The sequence below is a fragment of the Acinetobacter sp. SwsAc6 genome (assembly GCF_013391565.1).
Taxonomy (GTDB): Bacteria; Pseudomonadota; Gammaproteobacteria; order Pseudomonadales; family Moraxellaceae; genus Acinetobacter; species Acinetobacter cumulans.
Window position 1 is genome coordinate 68,511 of record NZ_JACAXE010000003.1, and the last position, 21,916, is coordinate 90,426.

Here is a 21,916-nt window from a genome sequence, read left to right on the forward strand (position 1 = left end):
GTTTAAGGCTAGTGCCTTATTATGAATAATATTTAAAATACCGATGATCGTGTTTCGGCAGCGGATTTATTGTCTAACAAAATGCAGAAACTCACTTTTTAAAATGAGACCTGCATCTCATTTATAAACTTTATTTTGATTAATTTGTATATAATTTTGTGAACAAGCGATGAACATCATTTATTTACACGGCTTTCAAAGCAGTTCAAATTCAATTAAAGGTCAACAATTAAAGCAGTACTGCGCACAATATCGCCCGAACGATGTAGTGCATTTGCCTGATTTAAATATGCATCCGCAGCATGCTTTAGATCTACTGTCTACACAGATTAGGAATTTGCCAGATGTGGTCTTGGTCGGAAGTAGTCTGGGGGGCTTTTATGCGACGCAATTGGTCGCGAAGCATGGTATTCCTGCTGTACTGATTAATCCAGCAATGCGACCATGGCATTTGTTTAGAACTTTATTTGCAACAACTACATTACCCTATGCCGTTACGGCAGATTGGTCCTTGGATGAAGCACAGCTTGATCACTTAGAACACATTTCTGTACCATTTGTGCAAGATGCGAGCAAAATTTTAGTGCTATTACACCAAGGCGATGAAGTTTTGGATTATCGTGAAGCACAGCGTTATTATAGTGAAGCCTCGCAAGGTGCAATGCTGATGATCGATTGTCATGGCAGTCATGCTATGGACGATTTCGCAGACAAAATACCGGCAGTGCTACAGTTTTTATCGGACAGCATAAAATAAGGAAACCTTACAACGTGTCTCAATATACGGCCCAATCTCTTGAAGTTTTATCTGGTTTAGATCCGGTGCGCCGTCGCCCGGGCATGTATACCGACACAAGTCGTCCAAACCATTTGGCGCAAGAAGTGATTGATAATGCTGTCGATGAAGCACTTGCAGGTCATGCCAATAAAATTACTGTGATTGTTTATAAAGATGGCTCTTTGTCTGTAGAGGACAATGGCCGCGGTATGCCAGTTGATATTCATCCAGAATATGGCCAATCTGGTATTGAGATTATTTTAACCAAACTCCATGCCGGCGGTAAGTTCAGCACAGACAACTATCAATTTTCTGGTGGTTTGCATGGGGTAGGTATTTCGGTGGTGAATGCGCTTTCAACCCGTGTTGAAGTGGAAGTACAGCGCCAAGGCAACCTCTATAAAATGGCCTTTGAGCAAGGCGAAGCGGTTGCACCTTTAGAAGTTTTGGAAGGTAAATGTGCCAAACGTGCAACAGGCACACGGGTACATTTCTGGCCTGAAGCTAAGTATTTTGATTCACCAAAATTTGCTTTAAAAGCCCTAAAACATAATTTAAAAGCCAAAGCGGTGTTAGCTGCGGGCTTAGAAATTAATTATGTTGACCAAATTAACGATGAAAAAATCACTTGGCAGTTTGAAAATGGTCTTGTTGACTATTTGATGGATGAACTGCAAGACCGTGAGATTATTCCAGCGCCAGCTTTTGTCGCAACAGGTGATGCCGAACGTGCCAGTGCCGAATTTGCCATTTGTTGGAATGTTGAAGGTGGCGAGTCGATTCAAGAATCGTATGTGAACTTGATTCCAACGGCGCAGGGCGGTACGCATGTGAACGGTTTGCGTTCAGGTGTAGCAGATGCAATGCGCGAGTTCTGTGAACTACGCAATTTATTGCCTCGTAATCTGAAATTATCTGCGGAAGATGTTTGGGACGGCGTGAACTATATTTTGTCGCTGAAATTCCAAGAACCGCAGTTTTCTGGGCAAACCAAAGAGCGTCTGTCGAGCCGTGAAGCATCTGGCATTGTGCAGAATATTGCCAAAGATGCATTTGCATTGTGGCTGAATCAAAATTCAGAGATTGCAATGCAGTTGGCTGAAATGGCGATTTCGAAAGCAGGCCGTCGTTTAAAAGCTGCCAAAAAAGTTGAGCGTAAAAAGATTGTGGCTGGCCCAACCTTGCCGGGTAAATTGTCTGACTGTGTCGGGCATACGCTCGAAGAATCTGAACTGTTTATTGTGGAAGGTGACTCTGCGGGCGGTTCTGCTAAGCAAGCGCGGGATAAAAACTTCCAAGCGATTATGCCGATTCGCGGGAAAATTTTAAATACGTGGGAAGTTTCTTCAGATGAAGTGCTGGCTTCTCAAGAAGTGCATAACATTGCGATTGCGATTGGTGTAGACCCGGGCTCAGATGATTTGTCTGAACTGCGCTATGGCAAAATTTGCATTTTGGCCGATGCCGATTCCGACGGCTTACACATTGCGACCCTACTGTGTGCTTTATTCGTGAAGCATTTTCCAACCTTGGTGGAAGAAGGGCATTTATTTGTTGCCATGCCTCCTTTGTATCGTATTGATGATAACAAAGACGTGCACTATGCCTTGGATGATGCAGAGTTAGATGGCATTTTGAAAAAATGCAAAACTAAAAATCCGCAAATCACTCGCTTTAAAGGCTTAGGTGAAATGAACGCGAGTCAATTACGTGAAACGACACTTGATCCAAATACCCGTCGTTTGGTGCAATTAGATTTAGATGATAGCCAGTTTACGGCAGGTCTTTTGGATAAGCTTCTTGCGAAAAAACGTGCGTCTGATCGTAAAGATTGGTTAGAGCAAAAAGGCAATTTAGCTGAGTTGACCGTATAATTTAATTTTGTATTTGGCGCAAGTACTGGCTGAGTGCGACTTGAGCCAACTATGTAAAAAAGCCCGCAGATGCGGGCTTTTTTATGTCTAAGCAGTACATAAAATGCGCTGTAGTTGTGCAGCTTTAAAAATGTGATTGTGCACTTTGAGCCATCTTGGAATTTTTTAGTTGTCATGTTGGATACAAGTTTGTATGCAAAAAAATGAGATATTGAGGAAGATGAAACTATCAAAACATAAATTGAATGAGTTTTAATAAATTGAAAAATAATAATAAATTGAATATTGGCTTTAATGTTTTATACATGATTTTGTTGGTTGGCATAGAACTTGAATAACAGCACTTAGCAATAACACATGCGCAGAGCGCGAAAATTATTTGGAGAGTGCGTAGATGTTGGAACAAAAATTATTTTCAAAATCATTATTGGCACTTGCCATGTTGGGCACATTAACTTTAACAGGTTGCTCAAAACCAGCAGAAGAAAAAACACAAGCAGCCAGCTCAGAACCGAAAGCAACGGCAAGTAGTGACGATACTATTAAGGTCGGAATTTTACATTCACTGTCTGGCACGATGGCGATTTCAGAAACGTCGCTAAAAGACACTGCGCTGATGGCCATTAATGAAATTAATGCCAATGGCGGTGTGATGGGCAAAAAACTTGAGCCTGTGGTGGTTGACCCTGCCTCAAACTGGCCTTTATTTGCAGAAAAAGCTCGTCAGTTAATTACGCAAGATAAAGTTGCAGTAATTTTTGGCTGTTGGACGTCCGTTTCGCGTAAATCTGTATTGCCTGTGGTGGAAGAGCTGAATGGCTTATTGTTTTATCCGGTCCAATATGAAGGCCAAGAGCAATCAAAAAATATTTTCTATACAGGTGCTGCACCTAACCAACAAGCCATTCCTGCTGTGGAATACTTGATGAGCGAAGAGGGCGGTAAAGCGGAGCGTTTTGTTTTACTTGGAACAGACTATGTTTACCCGCGCACCACCAATAAAATTTTGCGTGCATTTTTAAAGTCTAAAGGTGTGGCCGATGCAGACATTATGGAAGAGTACACGCCATTTGGTCATAGCAACTACCAAACTATTGTAGGCAACGTGAAGAAGTTTGCAGCCGGCAAAAAAACGGCTGTGATTTCGACCATCAATGGCGACTCTAATGTGCCGTTTTACCGTGAGCTAGGTAACCAAGGTATTAAAGCTTCGGATATTCCAGTCATGGCGTTCTCTGTGGGAGAAGAAGAGTTACGTGGCATAGACACTAAGCCTTTGGTTGGGCATTTAGCCGCGTGGAACTATTTCATGTCGGTAAAAAATCCGAAGAACTCGGAATTCATTGGCAAGATGAAGCAGTATGCGGTGGAATATAAACTGCCAAATGCTGAAAAAATAGTCACCAACGATCCAATGGAAGCGACTTATGTTGGCATCAATATGTGGAAGCAAGCCGTAGAAAAAGCAGGCACGACCGATGTAGATAAAGTCCGTGAAGCAATGGCGGGTCAAAGCTTTGATGCACCATCGGGCTATAAGCTCGAAATGGATGCCAAAAATCATCACTTACATAAGCCTGTCATGATTGGCCAAATCCGTGCAGACGGACAATTTGATGTGGTCTACAAAACAGCAAAAACAATTCCTGCGGAGCCATGGAGCCCGTACATTCCAAAATAAAAGCACAACTTGCCTGCCATGCCAGTGGCGGGCTTTTCTAAAATTCTAAAGTTCACATCATGCATTTGACCTGCATGCGATCTATAAAAAAGGGGGGACGTTGATGTTCACTCGCCTACATTTTTTCGCTCTGTTTTTAATCATGAGCCAGTGCTTGTGGCTCAATCTAGCCCATGCCGAATCTTCCGCATCAACCACGCTTGCTTCGGCGCAGACCCTTGCTCAGGGTGATGCCATTCAACAATTTGTCAGTGCTGACTTTGCCACACGACGTGCATTGTTAAATCGCTGGCCTGCCAGTATTGAATTGCTAGATCAATTGGCAACCTATGTTGAAAATGATCAGCTATATCGAGATGGCGCAGGACAGACCTATATTTTAGAAGGGCAAGATCAACTGCGCCGTTATGCAGATCAAACGCTTGTGAGCACATGGCCCGCAGATATCTCACAAGTCACTTTGGTCAATACTTTAAGAAAAGCATTAAGTTTTGCGCAAGCACAAAAAAAATTAAGCTCTACCGATGCTACTCAGCGTTTAGAAGCGATAGATATTTTAGAAAATAACTTATCTGAATTAGATGTAAAGCAAATTAATCAGCTGTATTTGGCCGAAAAAAATAACAGTGTGAAAGCACGCCTTGCACAGTTAAAGGCGCGTTTGGATTATCAAAGTCCAGATGTGTTGACGAAAATCCAAGCCACTAAAGTATTACAAGATTCAAATCGTCCAGATGTATTGGCAATGGTGACAACCGAGCTTGAACAACCCGATTTACATCCAGAATTAAAAGCAACGTTAACGAGCGCCCAAAGCAAGATTAAAACCCGAATTCAGGCCAGTGAATGGACGGGGCATGTGTTTTCAGGATTGAGTACTGCCAGCATTTTATTATTGGCAGCTTTAGGTCTCGCCATTACTTACGGTTTATTGGGTGTTATTAATATGGCCCATGGTGAGCTGATTATGATTGGCGCGTATACCACTTATGTGGTGCAAAGCCTGTTTAAAACCTATTTAGGAAGCTGGATTGATTGGTACTTAATTGCGGCCATTCCAGCAGCCTTTATGGTGAGTGCGCTGATAGGCATGCTCATTGAGCGTACGGTGATTCGTCCGCTTTACGGTCGTCAGTTAGAAACCTTATTGGCGACTTTTGGGGTCAGTCTGATTTTAATGCAACTGGTGCGTATGATTTTTGGCGCACAAAACGTCGAAGTCTCCAATATTTCATGGCTGTCTGGTGGCATTGCGATGACGCCAAGCTTGATCTTGCCCTATAACCGTATTGCCATTATTGCCTTCACGATCGTTATTCTTTTAGTGCTGGTTTATGTGCTGAATAAAACCCGTTTTGGTCTCTTTGTTCGTGCCGTGACGCAAAACCGTCAAATGGCACGTGCAGTGGGTATTCGTTCAAGCCGTATCGACATGATGGCTTTTGGCTTAGGTTCTGGTTTAGCAGGGCTTGCAGGCTGTGCCTTGGCCCAAGTCGGCAATGTCGGGCCTGACCTCGGGCAAAACTACATTATCGATGCCTTCTTGGTGGTGGTTGTTGGCGGGGTGGGTCAAGTGTGGGGTGCAGTATTGGCCGCGCTTGGTTTAGGAGTGAGTGGCACTGTGCTGGAAATTGGCATGGGTGCAGTACTCGCAAAAATTTTACTGTTGGTGCTTGTGATTTTGTTTATTCAAAAACGTCCACAAGGTTTATTTGCCATCAAAGGACGATTTGTGGAGTAAGCCGATGAAAATCACATCTTTAGTTTCAGATAAACCCACCAGTGCAATCGCGATTAGTGTGTGCTTTGCCATATTACTGATCTTGCCATGGTTACATCTGCTTCCTGCAGATTCAGCGCTGTATTTATCCTCATATTGGGTCACGTTGATTGGCAAAATTATGTGCTTAGCACTGGTGGCTTTGGCATTGGATTTGGTCTGGGGCTATGCGGGTATTTTAAGTCTGGGTCATGGTCTGTACTTTGCGCTTGGTGGATATGCCTTTGGTATGTACCTCATGCGGGAATCCGCAGGCGATGGCTTACCCGACTTTATGCGCTTTTTAAGCTGGACCGAGTTGCCATGGTATTGGATAGGTACCCAGCATTTATGGTGGGCTTTACTTTTGGTGGTACTGGTTCCTGGACTGGTGGCTTTTATTTTTGGATTCTTTGCTTTCCGTTCAAAAATTAAAGGCGTGTACTTCTCAATTATTACTCAAGCCATGACCTTTGCGGCAGCGCTGTTGTTTTTCCGTAATGAAACAGGCTTTGGGGGCAATAATGGTTTTACGGGCTTTAAAACTCTTTTAGGGATGGACATTAGCTCGGCAGCTATGCGGGCCAGTCTCTGCTTTATCACAGCCTTGGTGTTGTTGCTGTGTTTTGTTGGTTTACGTCATTTAATGAATCAACCCTACGGACGTGTCTTGGGTGCAATCCGTGACAGCGAAAACCGCTTGCAATATTTAGGCTATCGCACCCTTTGGTACAAGCTTTCCGCATGGGTGCTTTCTGCAGTTATCGCTGGGATTGCGGGTGCTTTGTATGTGCCACAGGCTGGCATTATTAACCCCAGTGAAATGAACCCTGTGAACTCGATTGAAATGGCCGTATGGGTGGCAGCCGGTGGTCGGGGTACGCTGATTGGTCCGATTTTAGGCGCGGGCTTAATCAATGGTCTCAAGACCTATTTTACCGTGGCCTATCCAGAAGCATGGCTCTTGGTGCTCGGTGCATTATTTATTGTGGTCACGATATTTCTACCCAAAGGGGTCATTGGGCTGTTTGATCGTTTTAAAAAGGAGCGTGGTGAATGAGTGATGTAATGCAACCACATGGGGGGCACGCCTCGGAGGGTTATGGTCGCCCCAAAGCCGAAGGTGCAGATTTCAGTCATGGTATTGCGCTGTACTTAGAAAATGTCAGTGTTTGGTTTGATGCCTTCCGCGCTTTAAATGATTTGTCTTTGTATATTCAAGAAGGCGAACTCCGTTGCATTATTGGGCCAAATGGTGCAGGTAAAACGACACTGATGGATGTGATCACAGGCAAAACGCGTCCAACCGAAGGCACAGCGCACTTTGGGCAAACCTATGATTTAGCCAAAATGAGTACAGAAGAAATTGCAGAAGCAGGGATTGGGCGTAAGTTTCAAAAGCCAACCGTATTTGAAAATTTCACCGTCATGGAAAACTTACTGTTGGCTGCCCCCAAAGATAAACGTGTGAAAAAGAGTTTCTTTAGCAAACTTGCGCCTGATGCACAGCTGGCTTTGGAGGAATCTTTGGCACAAATTCGCTTACAAGAATTTGTAAACAAACCTGCAGGTTTGTTGTCACATGGTCAAAAGCAATGGCTGGAGATTGGCATGTTATTGATGCAACGCCCCAAACTGATTTTGCTGGATGAGCCTGTAGCAGGCATGACCGATGCGGAAACAGAGCGTACAGCTGAACTTTGCTTAGAGCTGAAGAAGAACCATACCTTGATCGTGGTTGAACATGACATGAGCTTTATTGACACCATCAGTGAAAAAGTCACCGTGTTGGCACAGGGCGCTATTTTGGCAGAAGGTACATTGGCAGAGGTTCAAGCCAATGAAGATGTAATAGAAAAATATTTAGGACGTTAAGGAGACCGAGATGCTAGAAGTCAAAGACGTCAATCAATTTTATGGTGGCAGTCATATATTACGTGATGTGTCCTTTACTGCGCCTATCGGTGAATGCTCTGTGGTGCTTGGGCGCAATGGTGTGGGTAAAACTACACTACTCAAATGTTTAATGGGGATTCTTCCAATTAAGTCAGGTCAGATCTTATTAGATGGCAAAGACATTTCCAAATTAAGCCCCGAACAGCGGGTGAGAGCAGGCTTGGCCTATGTCCCGCAAGGGCGAGACATTTTCTCGACGCTCACAGTCGAAGAAAACATCTTGATTGGCATGGCCAAGTTTAAGGGGGCAAAAACCCGTAAAGTTCCTGAGCATTTGTATGAAATATTTCCCATCTTAGACGAAATGAAGCACCGTCGAGGTGGTGATTTATCAGGTGGACAGCAACAACAATTGGCGATTGCGCGTGCTTTGGCATCTGAACCAAGAGTACTGATTTTAGATGAACCTACTGAAGGCATTCAGCCCTCGATTATTAAAGATATTGGCCGTGTGATTCGTAAACTGGCCGATGGCGGAGAGATGTCCATTGTTTTAGTTGAGCAATTTTATGACTTTGCTGAAGAGCTTGCCGATGGTTATACCGTTATGGCACGTGGGCAGGTGGTGGCACAAGGCGTGGGGAGTGAAATGTCTGAAAAAGGCATTCGTGATTTGGTGGCAATTTAATGTTTTAAAGAGCCTTCTCCTTTGGGGGGAGGCGATGAGTTTGAGCTCTATTTTATGGACTTGGTTGTTCGCTACTCAAAAGCTAAGCAAATCATTCTTGATATTTTAGAAACTCACTATTCACTAGAAAAATACTTTTAATCAATGATTTTAAAAAAAATAAATTGGCTTAGATACAAAAATTGTGAACATTTTTTTTCCAGAAAAGTTAAGCTCAGAGAAATACATAACAAGAAGATAACGAGATGCAAGCAATTTTACTTTTGGTCCATCCGAATGATTTAGAGCGCTTAATACTACAAGCGACTACGCCCCAAGATGTTTTAGATTCTGATTTAATCAAGCAATATGTTTGGTTGGGGAGTGCGTGGGATAGCTTAAACAAAATCTTGAATGCTGAAAATGCACCAAATCAATCATTAGCGTATGTGATTGAGGCGGAGCATCCTTTGTCGGAACGTAATATTGGTCGAGCAGTCCATTACAACACGGTGGTACGCGTTGCAGAAATTCATCAGGTATTGCAAACGATTCATGTCGATGCTGTAAAAACACATTATCAGTATCTGGTGACGCAAACCACGCAACAAGCCATTGATCAAGAATTAAACTTAGCTGAATTAAAATTGATTTATTTACAACTGCAAGATTTTTACCGTGAAGCAACACGACAAAATTTGGCCATAATGAGTGTGATTGTTGATGCGATTCATCCACAAAAGCTCATTTAGTCGCGTTCAGCACGCAACTTTTGTTCAGTGGCATTCTAAACTTTGAGTCGTGGTGTTAAATGTTAAGTTGCATTAAAACTAAGTCGCGCCATTGGCCAAACTTTTGTCCGACCTGAGGCATGTAGCCAGTTTGTACAAAGCCCAGCTGTTGGTGTAAAGCAATGGACGCTAGATTGGCATGATCAATACCTGCAACCATGACATGGACTTGATGTGCTTTTGCATGTGCAATTAAGTGTTGCATGAGACGTTTACCCAAGCCTTGGCGGGCATACTGCGGATGAATATAAACGGAGTGTTCTACAGTGTGTCGGTAACCAGCAAAATTACGGAACATCGCATAATCAGCATAGCCTGCGATCTGTTGAGTTTCACTATGTTCAATCACAACAAAGGGATCTTGTTTTTCTTGAAAAGTGAGTAGCTTTTTTTTGAAATCTTCAACGCTATAGATTTGATCATTCCACGTGGCACAGCCCGTTGTCACTTCATGATTATAAATAGCCACGATTTCAGCTAAGTCAGTCTCTTGAACTGCACGTATAATAAAAGCCATAATCTATACAGATGATAAAGATAACGATATTGAATGCTTCAAACATAAAAAAAGCAAGGCATATTGCCTTGCTTTTCAATCGTGCATTTCAACTACATTAGAAGTGGTATTTTACCAAAGCACTCACGTTATTTTCGTTGTTGTCTTTCACAGCGTATTTGTTATTCCATACAGAGTGCTCGATACCAAGGTATAAGCGTGTATCTGGAGAAATGTGTTTACCAGCATTCCATTTCCACTGTGTAGTCCAGTTTAATTCGCTTGCATGGCCATTTTTCTCAGCAGTTGACCAATCTAGGAAACCATCAACAAGGAAATCTTCAGAGCCTAATTTGAACGGTACGCCGTAAACAAGCGTTAATTGGTAGTCATCAGGTGTGTTGCCATCGTTGTTTGCACGATACAAGTTCACTTGAGCATATTGGAAATAAGGAATCGCTAAATCAACACCTACACCATATAAGTAGTTGTTAAAATCGCTACCAGGGTAGTTTGCGCTGTTACCTTCCCAAGTACCTGCAAGTAAAACATCTTTAACTGGACCAAGTTCCAATTTTTGACCTGTTACAGCACCAAGGCTTAAACGTGGAGATGCTTCGAAGTAAGTTGCATTACCTGAGTCATTGTGTGTGCGATCAGCAAAAGCAAAAAAGTCACCGTACTTTAACTTTGCAGTATATTCAAAGGTAGCAGTAGATTGCTTGTTGTTGTCACCTGCACCTGGAAATGCATAGTCTTCACCGTATAAGCCAGTGATGCTGAAGTCTTGCCAGATTGGTGCAGCCTGCGCGAAAGCAGCAGCTGAAGCCAAAGTACATGCAGTAACGATTTGTGTAAGTTTCATTTAAAAGTCTCCCCCAAGAAGCAATGAAAGCATACAGATTCTTAAGCAAAAATAAAGCCAAAAATGATCAGACGATCGAATTTAAATTCTATTTGTGGTGTTATTTCACACAATGTTGATATTTATCAAATAATAAAAAAAATCATAGTTCAGATAAAAAAATATGTCAGCTGAAGGCCGAGTTGGCGATTATGGCGTTCAATACAGTGCGGAATAGACAGGAATGAAGCAATTTGTAGTAAAAAGTCTTACATTATGTAAGGAATTTTAAAAAATATAAAAATAGCACTTGCAAAAAATCAATTTAGGCACGATATTCGAAGTATAAGAGCACAGTTCTGCAGACATTCAAAGTGTTCATTATTCAATGTGGAGGAATACGTTCCAAACGAAGTTGAAAAATGAATTTGCTGTTTTAAAACAGCATGTTAAAGCGTGCCGAAATAAATAAGTTTTGCACAATTTTAGAATACTGAAAGACAGAGAAAGTCGAGGATGATATTATGAATATTGAAATCCGTACTGATAAAAACATTCAAAATAGCGATCGTTTAATTACATATATACGTGCAGAACTCAATCAAGAATTTCAACGTCATAGTGAACGAATTACGCATTTTTCGGTGCATTTAAGTGATGAAAATGGGGATAAAGGTGGCGACGACGACATCAAGTGTATGATCGAAGCGCGCCCAGCAGGTTTGAAACCTGTCGTCGTACATCATCGAGCGCATAATGTAGATACTGCAGTTCATGGCGCCATTGATCGACTAAAACGCAGTTTAGAACATCTGTTTGAGAAAAAAGAAAATCCGCGTAGTACACAGCCAGAATTGGCGGATGCAGATGAAGCTGGTGAAGAAGCATTTGATTAAAATGACTTTATGATTAAAAAAGCCCTTCGGGGCTTTTTTTGTGCATATCAAGTTATGCAAATTAACGACAGTGAATAATTTAAATTTGTTTTACATTTAGCTCAAACAAGAGAGCGTTTATTCGGCATAATAGACAAAAATGAATTGAAGTGAGCTTTCTAAATGTTAAATGCCCAACAGCAAGTTTTTGTACAAGCTTTAGAGGAATTAGATCTTGAGCAAGTAAAGCGACTTTTAGCGGAAGGTCTCAATCCAAACTTTATTGACCTTGAAAAAGGCCCTGCAATTTCAGTGTGGTCAGATGGCCTATTTAAATGGTGGGAAACTGTATCTGAAGCGTATGAAGCAGGTCAGCCTTTAGCAGAAGAAGAAAAACAGCAGTTGTTGGTAGTTCATCTTGATATTTTGGAAGCGTTGATTCAAGCGAAGGCAAATGTACACCTTTGGGATGCAGAAGAAATTTATGGCCCGTTATGGGATGCTGCAAGTGCAGCCTGCACACCTGCGGTGCAACGTTTATTGGATGAAAAAGTTAATCCAAATACTAAAGACAGTGACGATTTAACAATTCTGTCTTCAATTAGTGAATTATTTTTTGATTGTGATTTCGATGAAATCAATTGGGATGAAGCATTGGCAGAAGAAAAGCAAACTTTAGAATTATTGCGTAAGCATGGCGCAAAAATGACGAAGGAATTGGCTTAATCTATACCTAATCGGGATAAAGAGACTAGATATGAAAATAATCAAAACATTATCGTTTTTAGCCGTGGCTGTGGGCTGTGCTAGCCATGCAATGGCTGCTGATTTTTCCTTTGACCGCCCTGGTGCGGGCTTTGGTACGGGGATTACACCGGTTGGAAAACTCGCGTGGGAGCAAGGTTTACCTTCGGCAAGCTATAGTGAAGCGCGTGTTGATGGCCAAAAAGTGAAAACCACAACTTTAAATGCCGACATGTTGTTCCGTACTGGTTTAGCTGAAGACTTAGAATTACAGTTAGGTTGGCAGGGGCCAGCTTGGTCTCAAACCAAAGCTGCTGGTCGTCGTATTGAAGAACATGGCTTAGGTGATGTCAGCATTGGCTTGAAAAAAGCCATTGATCTGAATGATGACAAACTCAGTATGGCAGTTTTGGCTGAAGCGATTTTAGCTACAGGCAATGATGAGTTTTCGAATGGTGATGATATTTATAGTCTGAGCTCAGCTGTAGCTTATGATTATAACGATCTGATCAGCACTTCTTTAACCATGCGCTATGAAGTTCAAAATAGCGATTGGGCTGTTTCTGCTGTGTCAACAATTGAATATAAAATTGCAGGCAATTTATCGGGCTTTTCTGAATTTGTCTTCCGTAAAGCAGAAAGTGAAGAGAAAGAATATGCCTTGGGTACAGGTTTAATTTATGCAGTCAATGATCGCCTTCAACTCGATGCCAGTGTTGGTGTGGATTTGAATGGTGCTTACAAAGGTTATCAGTCTGGCTTAGGCGTTTCGTACTTATTTTAAGAGCGTTAACCTAATATCAAAATCTTATAATCAGCAGAGTCCAGTTGCATGAAAATTTTGGCTTATGGGTGCGTAGCCATCGCATTAAGTTTAACTTCAGTGACAGGATCAGCAGCGCCAGCGTTGCTGTCTGCTGAACAAGCCTTTCCGATACAAATCAGTTCTACCCAAGACAACGAAGCCGAAATTCGTTGGACCATTCCAGAACATTATTATCTTTATCAGCACAAAATAGAGGTGAAACACGGCCAACAGGCTGTGCCTTTAACATTGCCTCCAGCTCAACAGTTGCATGATGACAACTATGGCAATGTGCAAGTCTATTTTGAGCAGTTACAACTGCATGTACCGACACAAGCTTCTACCGAATATCAAGTGACTTGGCAAGGCTGTGCCCAAGATCGAGTGTGCTATCCACCGCAAAGTATTGACTTTCGTACCGATGAATCAGGGTTGGTTAGTGTTCAAAATCAAAGTGTAGCGCCTAAGCGGATTTTAGATTTAGCTCCGAGTAATGCTTCTATAGCAGAACAGAATCTGGCCACAAGCTCGACAGAAGGAGCGCTGGATTCATCATCTACATCCTCCGCTGTGCAACTTTCAAACCGTGCTCAAGATCAGCAATGGTCAGATATCTTGGCACAAAGCTCGTGGGGCTATGGCTTATTGCTGTTTTTTGGCCTCGGATGCTTGTTGGCTTTTACGCCTTGTTCATTGCCTATGCTCCCTATTTTGACCTCATTAATTGTTCGTGATAGCAAGGGTTTAAAGGCTTGGATGATTGCACTGACTTTTGTTTGCAGTATGGCGATGGTCTATGCGGGCTTAGGTTTGATCGCTTCATCAGCTGGATTAAGCTTTCAACGCTGGCTGCAACAGCCTTCGACCTTAATTGCCTTTAGTTTGTTGTTTGTACTGTTTGCGCTCAACCTTTTTGGTTTGTTTGAATTAAAGCTACCCCAAGGCTTAATGAACCGTTTGGATCGTGTGCAATCCATGCAACGTGGCGGTAGTTTGCTGGGCGCTGGTGTGATGGGAATGATTTCCGCGCTATTGGTTGGTCCATGTATGACTGCTCCATTGGCAGGGGCATTGCTGTTTATTTCTCAAACCCAAAGTCAGTGGCAGGGTGCATTGCTCCTGTTTGCGCTTGGTTTTGGGATGGGAACGCCTTTACTCCTTGCGAGTGTACTGGGTTCGCGTATTTTGCCTCAGGCGGGTTTATGGATGAACCAAGTCAAGGTGCTCTTTGCTTTTCTCATGTTGGGTCTGGCCTTGTATTTTGTGCGTCCATTAATGGGCGATGCATGGATGCAATGGCTTTCTTTGGCATTGGGGCTCAGCTTTGTGGCCTATGTGCTATGGCATATTTTTAAGCGCAACAGTCAATTGAAATGGCTCTATATTGTGGTGTTGTGTCTCGCAGTACCCTATTTATTGTATAGCCAATACCAACAAAGCCAGCGCTTTTTAGTGGCAAGCTCGAACCAAGACTTGCAATGGCATCGTGCTCAAACCAGTACTGAATTTGAGCAACTGTTAAAGCAGATTCCAGCAGGCCAAAAAGCAGTGATTGATGTTTATGCCGATTGGTGTGTGGCTTGTCAGCCAATTGAGCATCGGATTTTAAAATCAGAGACTGTTCAGCAGGCATTGGCGTCCTATTATCTGATTAAACTGGATTTGAGCCATTATGATGCAGGCCATCAGGCGCTGTTAAATGAATGGGATATTTTGGGCCCACCGACCTATTTATTTTTAGATCATACACATCAGGAAGTACGAGGCCTACGTTTGACAGGCGCATTTACTGAGGCTGAATTATTGCGTCAGCTCAAGGATTTTGAGGGTGTAGGCAAAAAATAGGGAGAGTCAGCATGCACTTATATATCGGCAATAAAAACCTATCGAGCTGGTCAATGCGGGTATGGTTGGTCTGTACTGCTTTTGATTTGCCTTTTGAAGAAGTACTGGTACGCTTTTCGACGCCAGATCAAGCGGAAAACACATTTGCGCAGACCATGCAAAGCCTCCATTCGAATGGAAAGGTGCCTGCTTTGGTGCATGATGATCATGTCATTTGGGATTCGCTGGCCATTTGTGAATATTTGGCAGAACTATTTCCAGCTAAACATCTTTGGCCTGAAGATCGTATGTTGAGAGCACGTGCGCGTTGCATCAGTGCAGAAATGCACAGCGGTTTTACATCCTTACGCAACCATTGTCCCATGAATATCACTGCAAATTTGGCTCAACAAGGCCAAGTTTTATGGTCATCCTATTCTGATTTACGTCAAGATGTAGCGCGCATTGAGCAGATATGGGCTGAACGTCCACAGCCAGAGGGCTTTTTATGTGGTCATTTTTCAATTGCTGATGCCTTTTATGCACCTGTGGTGAGTCGTTTAATCAGCTATCAATTCGCTGTTCATCCGAGCTCACAGCAGTATATGCATACAATGCTGGCTCATCCTGCAGTGCGCTTATGGATACAGGGGGCTAGGGCGGAAATTGTCGCTTAAAGTGGTGCTGTGGCGGTGTCGGGTTGTGCTTTGAGCGTAAACGTTTTTACTCGGTTACGACCACTGGCTTTGGCTTCATACAGTGCCTTATCGGCTTGACTCAATAACTGTTGTGGGCGCAGTTCTGCATGTGAAATTGCAATGCCAAAGCTGGCGGTCACATGAATCTTTTCACCATCATCGCTGTAAATCTCAAGTGCTTGTATTGCGCTACGACAACGTTCGGCGGCTTGCGTGGCTTGTTCGAGATTAGATTTATGTAAAATTAAAATGAATTCTTCTCCACCAAAACGTCCGACCACATCACTATCACGTAAATGCATATTGAGCACTTCAGCGACACGAACTAAGGTTTCATCACCTTTGTGATGGCCATAATCATCATTAATAAACTTAAAGTGATCGAGGTCTAAAAGTACCAAAGCATAGTTTTGTTCATGCTCTTGCACAATTTGATCGAGACACTGATTGATTTGGCGTCGATTAAATAGATTGGTGAGTGGATCGATTTGGCTCAGCTTTTTAATCAGACGTTCGCGGTAGCGCCACTGACTCAATAAAATCTCAAATAAAACCAAGCATGTAATAAGAATGGGGGCAATGAAAAAGGCCATCGAAATGAGCCAAAAGTCATTGTTAAAATAATAACTTGTGATGTGAAAAACCGGCGAGTAGGGGATATAGCCCCATTGGCTTAAGAACATACATCCCGTTAAATACGCCGTTGCAGGAAGAAACGCACTATATACAATGGCGCGTGGAAACAGAACTAAACCAACAGTCACCAAGCTCACATAGGCTGTCATCGTTGCAGGGCTGAGTACACCTACTACATAGCCATCACGGCATAATGAAACCACAAACAGACCGACTGAAATATAAGGCAGAACGACTTGGGCCCATCGCCGATCTTTCCATGCATAACAGGGATAGATGAGTAACAACATTAGAACTAAAAAAACAACATTAAGGCCCAGTTGAAATTTTAATAAAGGTAAGTCGACCCATTGCCAAAGATTGGGCATGAGTAGGACAGAGACTTTCCAAATGATCCAAGTCACATGAACAGCAGCACCTAAAATCAGCATTAAAATACATTTTTTTAATATATTCCAATTCATGATTGCTTCATTTTCAATCAAGAATTTGGTGATTCTATGCTTGTCTAATACCTCTTGCGGAGGCGAATTTTTATTCATTATTTACAACAGGCCTGTATTCGGTCTATTAAAATTTTTCTTTGAGTTTATGTAGATAGATATACATATTATTAACATAACACATAACTCGTCGAACATCTAATAACCAATTTTTAACCTTTAGTCGAAAGTGAGTGTAAAATTTAGCCGAAATATTTGTTCTATTTTTAAGACATAGTGTCTTAAATTAAAGGATTATTCTATAAACGTTTATGAATTAAACTTGTTTTAATTTAGAACATAATCGTTATAGGTAGCCACGTGAAAGTTTTACATATCGATTCAAGTATTATGGGTGATGCTTCAGTTTCTCGTCAGTTAAGCCAAGCGATCGTAGCGCAGTTAACTCAGAAATATCCGACTGCTCAAGTACAACATTTAGATTTGGCTACGACACCAATTCCACATTTAAGTGCTGATATTTTAATGGGGCAAAATGAAGAACAAAGCGCATTAGGTGAACAACTCGTACAACAATATTTGGATGCAGATATCGTGGTGGTTGGTGCGGCAATGTATAACTTTGGCGTATCGTCGACGTTAAAAGCATGGATTGACCGTATTAGTGTTGCAGGCCGAACATTTAAATACACAGAAAATGGTCCTGTTGGTTTGGCAGGGGATAAAAAAGTGTATATCGCGAGTAGTCGTGGTGGCATCTATGGTGAAAACAGCCCAGTGGACTTCCAAGAAAGTTTGCTTAAAACGGTCTTCACTTTTACAGGTGTTTCTGATGTTGAAGTGATTCGTGCAGAAGGTGTTAATATGGGTGCAGAGCCGAAAGAACAGGCGATGACCAATGCTTTTGAAGCGATTCGTAGCATTTCATAATGTATTGAGGCTGTAAGCTGGACAGATTTCTCTCCCTCGTATTTTATTCTGTTCAGTCTTTGTATTTAAGGTCAGCTGGTGCTGACCTTTTTTATTTTTTAATGCTGTCTGAAGACTATATGTCGCATGTTTTGACGGGGATGCGATCAATCATGCATTGCCGAATTATAGCGATTTTAGTCTTGATCTAAGCGGTGTGCAAAGTCAGATAAATCGCTGATGGCACGGCGTGCTTCGTCAAACCAGGCACTAAACATTTGAAAGTTATGCCACATGCCCGTGTAAATTTTAAATTCAACATCCACTTTGGCTTGCTCGGCTTTTTCTTTAAAGCGCTGTGCATCATCCAGCAAAATTTCTTTCGAACCCACTTGTATATGCACAGGGGGCAGGCCTTTTAAGTCAGCAAAGAAAGGGGAAATGCTCGGATCAGAGCGGTCCATCCCTGTCGGAACGTAATATTCAATACCTGCTTCTAAGGCTTCAATAGACAACAGCGCATCATGCTTACGGTTATAACGTAAAGATTCACTGCTGAGCGTAAGATCTAAAAATGGTGACAGCAAAATGAGACCACTGGCTTGTGGTAGCTGCTCTTGGCGTATTCTCAGGGCCAATGCTAAGGCTAAATTGGCGCCACAAGAGTCACCAGACAAAATAATATCTTTGGCTAAAACGCCTTGATCAAGTAATTGACAATAAACATCAAATACGGCATCTAGCGCTTCTGGATGTGGGTGCTCAGGTGCCAGTGGGTAATCCACATGTAACACTTGCATTTGCGTACGTGCTGCAACCTGAGTTAAAAAGGCCCGATGCGTATTCATCGAGCCTAAAAAAAATGCACCACCGTGGATATGAAAAATTAATTGTGTGGAATGTGCTTGGGGTTTGAGTTCTTCAGCACGTAAGCCAGCCAAACGGATTGGACGAATCTTTACGCTTTTATTTTGTGGAATGAGTTTGGTTAATTGTTCTAATGAAAAACGTAAGCTTGAGGCAGGTAAATTGAAGCGACTCGGTGCGCGCAATACTGTTTTCAGAAAGCGCTCCGTGAAGAGTTGTTTGGTGATGGGCGAGATTGTCATATTCTTCCTGTATTCTTATCATTTTCTTACTGATGAGGTTATTTACCTCTTTTATTTACAAGGTTACACTAAATAGCGGCAATCAATAGTTGAATATTTGTTGCGGCGCAAAATACTATGTGTAAGCATCTAAAATCAAATCAGGGAAATCAAAAAAATGAAAAAAATTGCACTTGCATTAGGATTGCTAGGTTTAACCGCTTTGGCTAATGCGGCAGACCCTTTAAATGGTACAGCTTGGAAAACCATTGATGACAAAACAAACCAACCTAAAGCGTTGGTGAAGTTTACAGAGCAAAAAAATGGAACATTAACTGCCAGTATCCAAGCGATTTTGACACCAGGTGAAGAAAACGCATGTACTAAATGCGAAGGTCCATATCATAACAAGTCACTTAAAGGCTTGCGTATTGTGAGTGGATTAAAAAATAATGGTGATAACAGCTATGAAAGTGGTTCAATTTTAGATCCGCAATCAGGCAAAACCTATAAATTAAAAGGCCAGTTAGCTGATGGTGGTAAAAAACTAGAGCTTCGTGGCTTTATTGGCGTAGCAGCCTTAGGTCGTAACCAAACGTGGATACGTGCACACTAAGTGTAATCACATATTTAAAGATAAAAAAGCCTGACAATTGTCGGGCTTTTTTAATCTCACAAACTATATACAACGTTGTTTATTTTAAAACGCGATAGGTAGCTTCATCAAATCCCACAATTAAGCCTTGTTCTGTTTCGAGCACAGGGCGTTTAATCATACTGCTATGTGTGGTCAAAGTAGCAACTAAATTCTCTTGGCTAGCCAAAGCATGTTGCTGTTCTTCTTCAGTTAGCTTTTTCCAAGTTGTGCCTTTTTTATTTAAAATGATGTCGCTACCTTTGGCATCTAACCATGCACTTACATGTGTAGCATCAATGCCTTGCTTTTTATAATCATGAAACTCATAGGCAAGGCCTAATTCATTCAGTAGATCAAAGGCTTTTTTCATGGTGCTACAGTTTTTAATGCCGTAAATTTTAAGCATAGCAAAGGATCCTAAACGAGTTCAAAAATGAGATGGGTAGGGCTAGCTTAACCAATTCTATCTCAAAGAACTATGCTGTCATGAAACTGACTTGCAATCGTCACGTTGCTGACATCTCTAATGATTAAAGTAAGTAAAAAGACAGATAAAAAAAAGAGAGTACTAGAATAAAAAAGTAAAAATAATGTGTGAAATTACAGAATATAAATAGAGTGAAAATAAGAAGAAAAAACAAACGATTTAAAAAGAGAAAACCCGCATTTAATCATCCTGATCATGCGGGTCTCATTTCAACGTCCATTGTCACATCCTTGAAAATAAGTAAAATAAATTACTTATTTTATTTTCTTCCTACGGCGTCTTATCCTTTTGTGTCATCCTGACATGTCCCTGTGCCGTGCGGTAATAATGCGCTGATTCGAGATTGAGATAAATCTGAAAATACGACATGCATTGTGAGAAATTGACACTAATTGAGTGAACGGTTGTTCACTCAAACTTTGTTAATTTTAGCTTAAAGCTGGTAGTCAATAATGACTGGGGCATGGTCACTGAACCATGTTTCTTTATAGACCCATGCATTAATAGTGCGCTCTTTCCAGTCAGGAGAACATGCTTGGTAATCAATCCGCCAACCGACATTCTTGGCACGAGCTTGCCCTCGGTTTGACCACCATGAATACAGCTCGGCTTCTTTGCGGACTTCACGGAAGGTATCGACATAACCTAAGTCATCATAAATATGGTCTAGCCAAGCGCGTTCATGTGGCAAGCAACCAGAAGCTTTTTGGTTGCCCGACCAGTTTTTAATATCAATGCGCTTATGTACGATATTGTAGTCACCGCACACAATCACAGATTTATTTTCATCACGCCATTGTTTCAAGATTTGTTTATATTCATTTAAGAATAAATCTTTACGCGCTTGGGCTTCATCACCGGAAGAACCTGAAGGCAAGTATAAAGAACAGATGTGTGCCGATTGTGCTAAGCCTAAATCAAATTCAGCAGAAATAAAGCGACCTTGTGAATCTGCAAGTTCAAAGCCGAGTCCATTGGTCACGGATACAAATGGATAGCGACTATAAATCGCCGTACCTGCATAGCCTGGGCGCTCGGCTGGGAATAAGTGGGTAAACCAGCCTTCGGGTTTAAATTTATCTGTCCATTGTTCATGCGTAATTCGAGATTCTTGCATACAGATGACATCCGCATCGGATGTTGCCATCCAATCAAAAATCCCTTTTTTCTCTGCCGAACGTAAGCCGTTTACGTTAATTGAAACGACACGCAGAATTTTTTGATCACTTGGATAGCTACACTTTGGTATCATGCTCAGGTTTAACCTCAAACTTAAAAAAATGGAGCACCCTATGACAGCGCAAGCGGCATTTAATCCACAAGCTTTTATCGAACTCGCATTATCACGTGGTGTGCTTAAATTTGGTGAGTTTACTTTAAAATCGGGTCGTGTGAGTCCTTATTTTTTTAATGCAGGTTTGTTGAATGATGGTGAGGCTTTAACAGGCTTGGCTTCAGGCTATGCAGCTAAATTAACCGAATGCGAAAATGTTGAAGTGATTTTTGGCCCAGCATACAAAGGTATTCCATTTGTTGCAGCAACGGCTGTGGCATTGTCTCAAAACCATGGCGTGAGCGTACCTTGGGGTTTTAACCGTAAAGAAGCAAAAGACCATGGTGAAGGTGGTGTATTGGTAGGCGCTTCGGTTGCAGGTAAAAAAGTCTGGATCATTGATGATGTGATCACCGCAGGTACGGCCATTCGTGAAGTGGTAACCATCCTTAAAAATGCTGGCGCGCAAATTGCGGGCGTATTGGTTGCATTAGATCGTCAAGAAAAAGGCCAAGGTGAATTGTCTGCAATTCAAGAAGTCCAAAAAGAACTAGAAATCCCAGTGCATGCTTTAATTACCATGAAAGACTTAATGGATTATTTAGATGCGAAAGGTGAAACGGACGCTTTAGCGAAAATGGAAGATTACCGTGTGAAATACGGCATCTAATCCGACGGAATCAACACGATTAAAAGGAAGCTTTGGCTTCC

General features: G+C 41.9%; 22 protein-coding genes. 16 read left to right on the plus strand and 6 right to left on the minus strand.

The features are described 5' to 3' along the window. The first annotated feature begins 169 nt into the window (after positions 1-169). From HYG93_RS02955 to HYG93_RS02990, 8 genes are all read left to right on the plus strand, one after another. Positions 170-757, plus strand: coding sequence for a YqiA/YcfP family alpha/beta fold hydrolase (locus tag HYG93_RS02955; protein WP_178961823.1), 588 nt, complete (start codon positions 170-172; stop codon positions 755-757). Positions 758-771: 14 nt separating this feature from the next. Beyond that, complete coding sequence (gene parE / locus HYG93_RS02960) at positions 772-2,652, plus strand: DNA topoisomerase IV subunit B (protein ID WP_106984168.1); 1,881 nt, start codon at positions 772-774, stop codon at positions 2,650-2,652. Between the two features lie 394 nt (positions 2,653-3,046). After that, positions 3,047-4,333, plus strand: coding sequence for an urea ABC transporter substrate-binding protein (gene urtA / locus HYG93_RS02965; protein ID WP_121530959.1), 1,287 nt, complete (start codon positions 3,047-3,049; stop codon positions 4,331-4,333). 103 nt (positions 4,334-4,436) lie between these two features. Beyond that, on the plus strand, positions 4,437-6,074 hold the full coding sequence (urtB, locus tag HYG93_RS02970) for an urea ABC transporter permease subunit UrtB (protein WP_178961824.1): 1,638 nt from the start codon (positions 4,437-4,439) through the stop codon (positions 6,072-6,074). A 4-nt stretch (positions 6,075-6,078) separates the two neighbouring features. Beyond that, positions 6,079-7,152: an urea ABC transporter permease subunit UrtC gene (urtC, locus tag HYG93_RS02975; RefSeq protein ID WP_106984171.1), complete on the plus strand. Its 1,074-nt coding sequence runs from the start codon at positions 6,079-6,081 to the stop codon at positions 7,150-7,152. Beyond that, positions 7,149-7,967, plus strand: a complete 819-nt coding sequence (gene urtD, locus HYG93_RS02980) for an urea ABC transporter ATP-binding protein UrtD (RefSeq protein ID WP_106984172.1) — start codon at positions 7,149-7,151, stop codon at positions 7,965-7,967. Before urtC ends, urtD begins: the two co-directional genes overlap by 4 nt. A 10-nt stretch (positions 7,968-7,977) precedes the next feature. Beyond that, a complete protein-coding gene (urtE, locus tag HYG93_RS02985; protein ID WP_120364097.1) occupies positions 7,978-8,676 on the plus strand; it encodes an urea ABC transporter ATP-binding subunit UrtE in 699 nt (232 codons plus the stop codon). A 245-nt stretch (positions 8,677-8,921) separates the two neighbouring features. Then, positions 8,922-9,407, plus strand: a complete 486-nt coding sequence (locus HYG93_RS02990) for a DUF1877 family protein (RefSeq protein ID WP_106984174.1) — start codon at positions 8,922-8,924, stop codon at positions 9,405-9,407. Positions 9,408-9,462: 55 nt separating this feature from the next. Here the strand turns inward: HYG93_RS02990 and HYG93_RS02995 are convergent, their stop codons facing one another. Further along, positions 9,463-9,963 (minus strand): GNAT family N-acetyltransferase, encoded by a 501-nt coding sequence (locus tag HYG93_RS02995; RefSeq protein ID WP_120364095.1) that lies wholly within the window; start codon positions 9,961-9,963, stop codon positions 9,463-9,465. A gap of 97 nt (positions 9,964-10,060) precedes the next feature. Further along, complete coding sequence (locus HYG93_RS03000) at positions 10,061-10,807, minus strand: outer membrane protein OmpK (RefSeq protein WP_106984176.1); 747 nt, start codon at positions 10,805-10,807, stop codon at positions 10,061-10,063. A gap of 503 nt (positions 10,808-11,310) precedes the next feature. Between HYG93_RS03000 and HYG93_RS03005 the strand changes: the two genes are divergently transcribed. From HYG93_RS03005 to HYG93_RS03025, 5 genes are all read left to right on the plus strand, one after another. Next, a complete protein-coding gene (locus tag HYG93_RS03005) occupies positions 11,311-11,682 on the plus strand; it encodes an HPF/RaiA family ribosome-associated protein (RefSeq protein ID WP_106984177.1) in 372 nt (123 codons plus the stop codon). 162 nt (positions 11,683-11,844) lie between these two features. Beyond that, positions 11,845-12,387, plus strand: a complete 543-nt coding sequence (locus HYG93_RS03010; RefSeq protein WP_117006565.1) for an ankyrin repeat domain-containing protein — start codon at positions 11,845-11,847, stop codon at positions 12,385-12,387. Positions 12,388-12,418: 31 nt separating this feature from the next. After that, positions 12,419-13,189 carry a transporter gene (locus HYG93_RS03015; protein WP_178961826.1) on the plus strand — a complete coding sequence of 257 codons (771 nt, stop codon included), beginning with the start codon at positions 12,419-12,421 and terminating at the stop codon, positions 13,187-13,189. A 48-nt stretch (positions 13,190-13,237) separates the two neighbouring features. Further along, complete coding sequence (gene dsbD, locus HYG93_RS03020) at positions 13,238-15,055, plus strand: protein-disulfide reductase DsbD (RefSeq protein ID WP_178961828.1); 1,818 nt, start codon at positions 13,238-13,240, stop codon at positions 15,053-15,055. Positions 15,056-15,066: 11 nt separating this feature from the next. Further along, positions 15,067-15,711, plus strand: coding sequence for a glutathione S-transferase family protein (locus tag HYG93_RS03025; RefSeq protein WP_106984181.1), 645 nt, complete (start codon positions 15,067-15,069; stop codon positions 15,709-15,711). On the opposite strand, the gene HYG93_RS03030 is transcribed toward HYG93_RS03025, so the two are convergent. Beyond that, on the minus strand, positions 15,708-16,910 hold the full coding sequence (locus tag HYG93_RS03030; RefSeq protein ID WP_117006568.1) for a GGDEF domain-containing protein: 1,203 nt from the start codon (positions 16,908-16,910) through the stop codon (positions 15,708-15,710). The two genes, HYG93_RS03025 and HYG93_RS03030, sit on opposite strands and share 4 nt — an antisense overlap. Before the next feature lie 261 nt (positions 16,911-17,171). Between HYG93_RS03030 and HYG93_RS03035 the strand changes: the two genes are divergently transcribed. Beyond that, positions 17,172-17,741 carry an FMN-dependent NADH-azoreductase gene (locus tag HYG93_RS03035; protein WP_106984183.1) on the plus strand — a complete coding sequence of 190 codons (570 nt, stop codon included), beginning with the start codon at positions 17,172-17,174 and terminating at the stop codon, positions 17,739-17,741. 176 nt (positions 17,742-17,917) lie between these two features. Here the strand turns inward: HYG93_RS03035 and HYG93_RS03040 are convergent, their stop codons facing one another. Next, positions 17,918-18,829 carry an alpha/beta hydrolase gene (locus HYG93_RS03040; protein ID WP_178961830.1) on the minus strand — a complete coding sequence of 304 codons (912 nt, stop codon included), beginning with the start codon at positions 18,827-18,829 and terminating at the stop codon, positions 17,918-17,920. Between the two features lie 157 nt (positions 18,830-18,986). Here HYG93_RS03040 and HYG93_RS03045 point away from each other — a divergent pair, with 157 nt between their 5' ends. Continuing rightward, positions 18,987-19,424, plus strand: a complete 438-nt coding sequence (locus HYG93_RS03045) for a DUF2147 domain-containing protein (RefSeq protein ID WP_178961832.1) — start codon at positions 18,987-18,989, stop codon at positions 19,422-19,424. A 79-nt stretch (positions 19,425-19,503) separates the two neighbouring features. Here HYG93_RS03045 and HYG93_RS03050 read toward each other — a convergent pair whose 3' ends face one another. Next, a complete protein-coding gene (locus HYG93_RS03050; RefSeq protein ID WP_178961834.1) occupies positions 19,504-19,851 on the minus strand; it encodes a Spx/MgsR family RNA polymerase-binding regulatory protein in 348 nt (115 codons plus the stop codon). Between the two features lie 514 nt (positions 19,852-20,365). Continuing rightward, a complete protein-coding gene (locus HYG93_RS03055; RefSeq protein WP_106984187.1) occupies positions 20,366-21,184 on the minus strand; it encodes an exodeoxyribonuclease III in 819 nt (272 codons plus the stop codon). Positions 21,185-21,224: 40 nt separating this feature from the next. On the opposite strand from HYG93_RS03055, the gene pyrE reads away from it, so the two are divergent. After that, positions 21,225-21,875, plus strand: coding sequence for an orotate phosphoribosyltransferase (gene pyrE, locus HYG93_RS03060; RefSeq protein ID WP_106984188.1), 651 nt, complete (start codon positions 21,225-21,227; stop codon positions 21,873-21,875). The last annotated feature ends 41 nt before the right edge of the window (positions 21,876-21,916 follow it).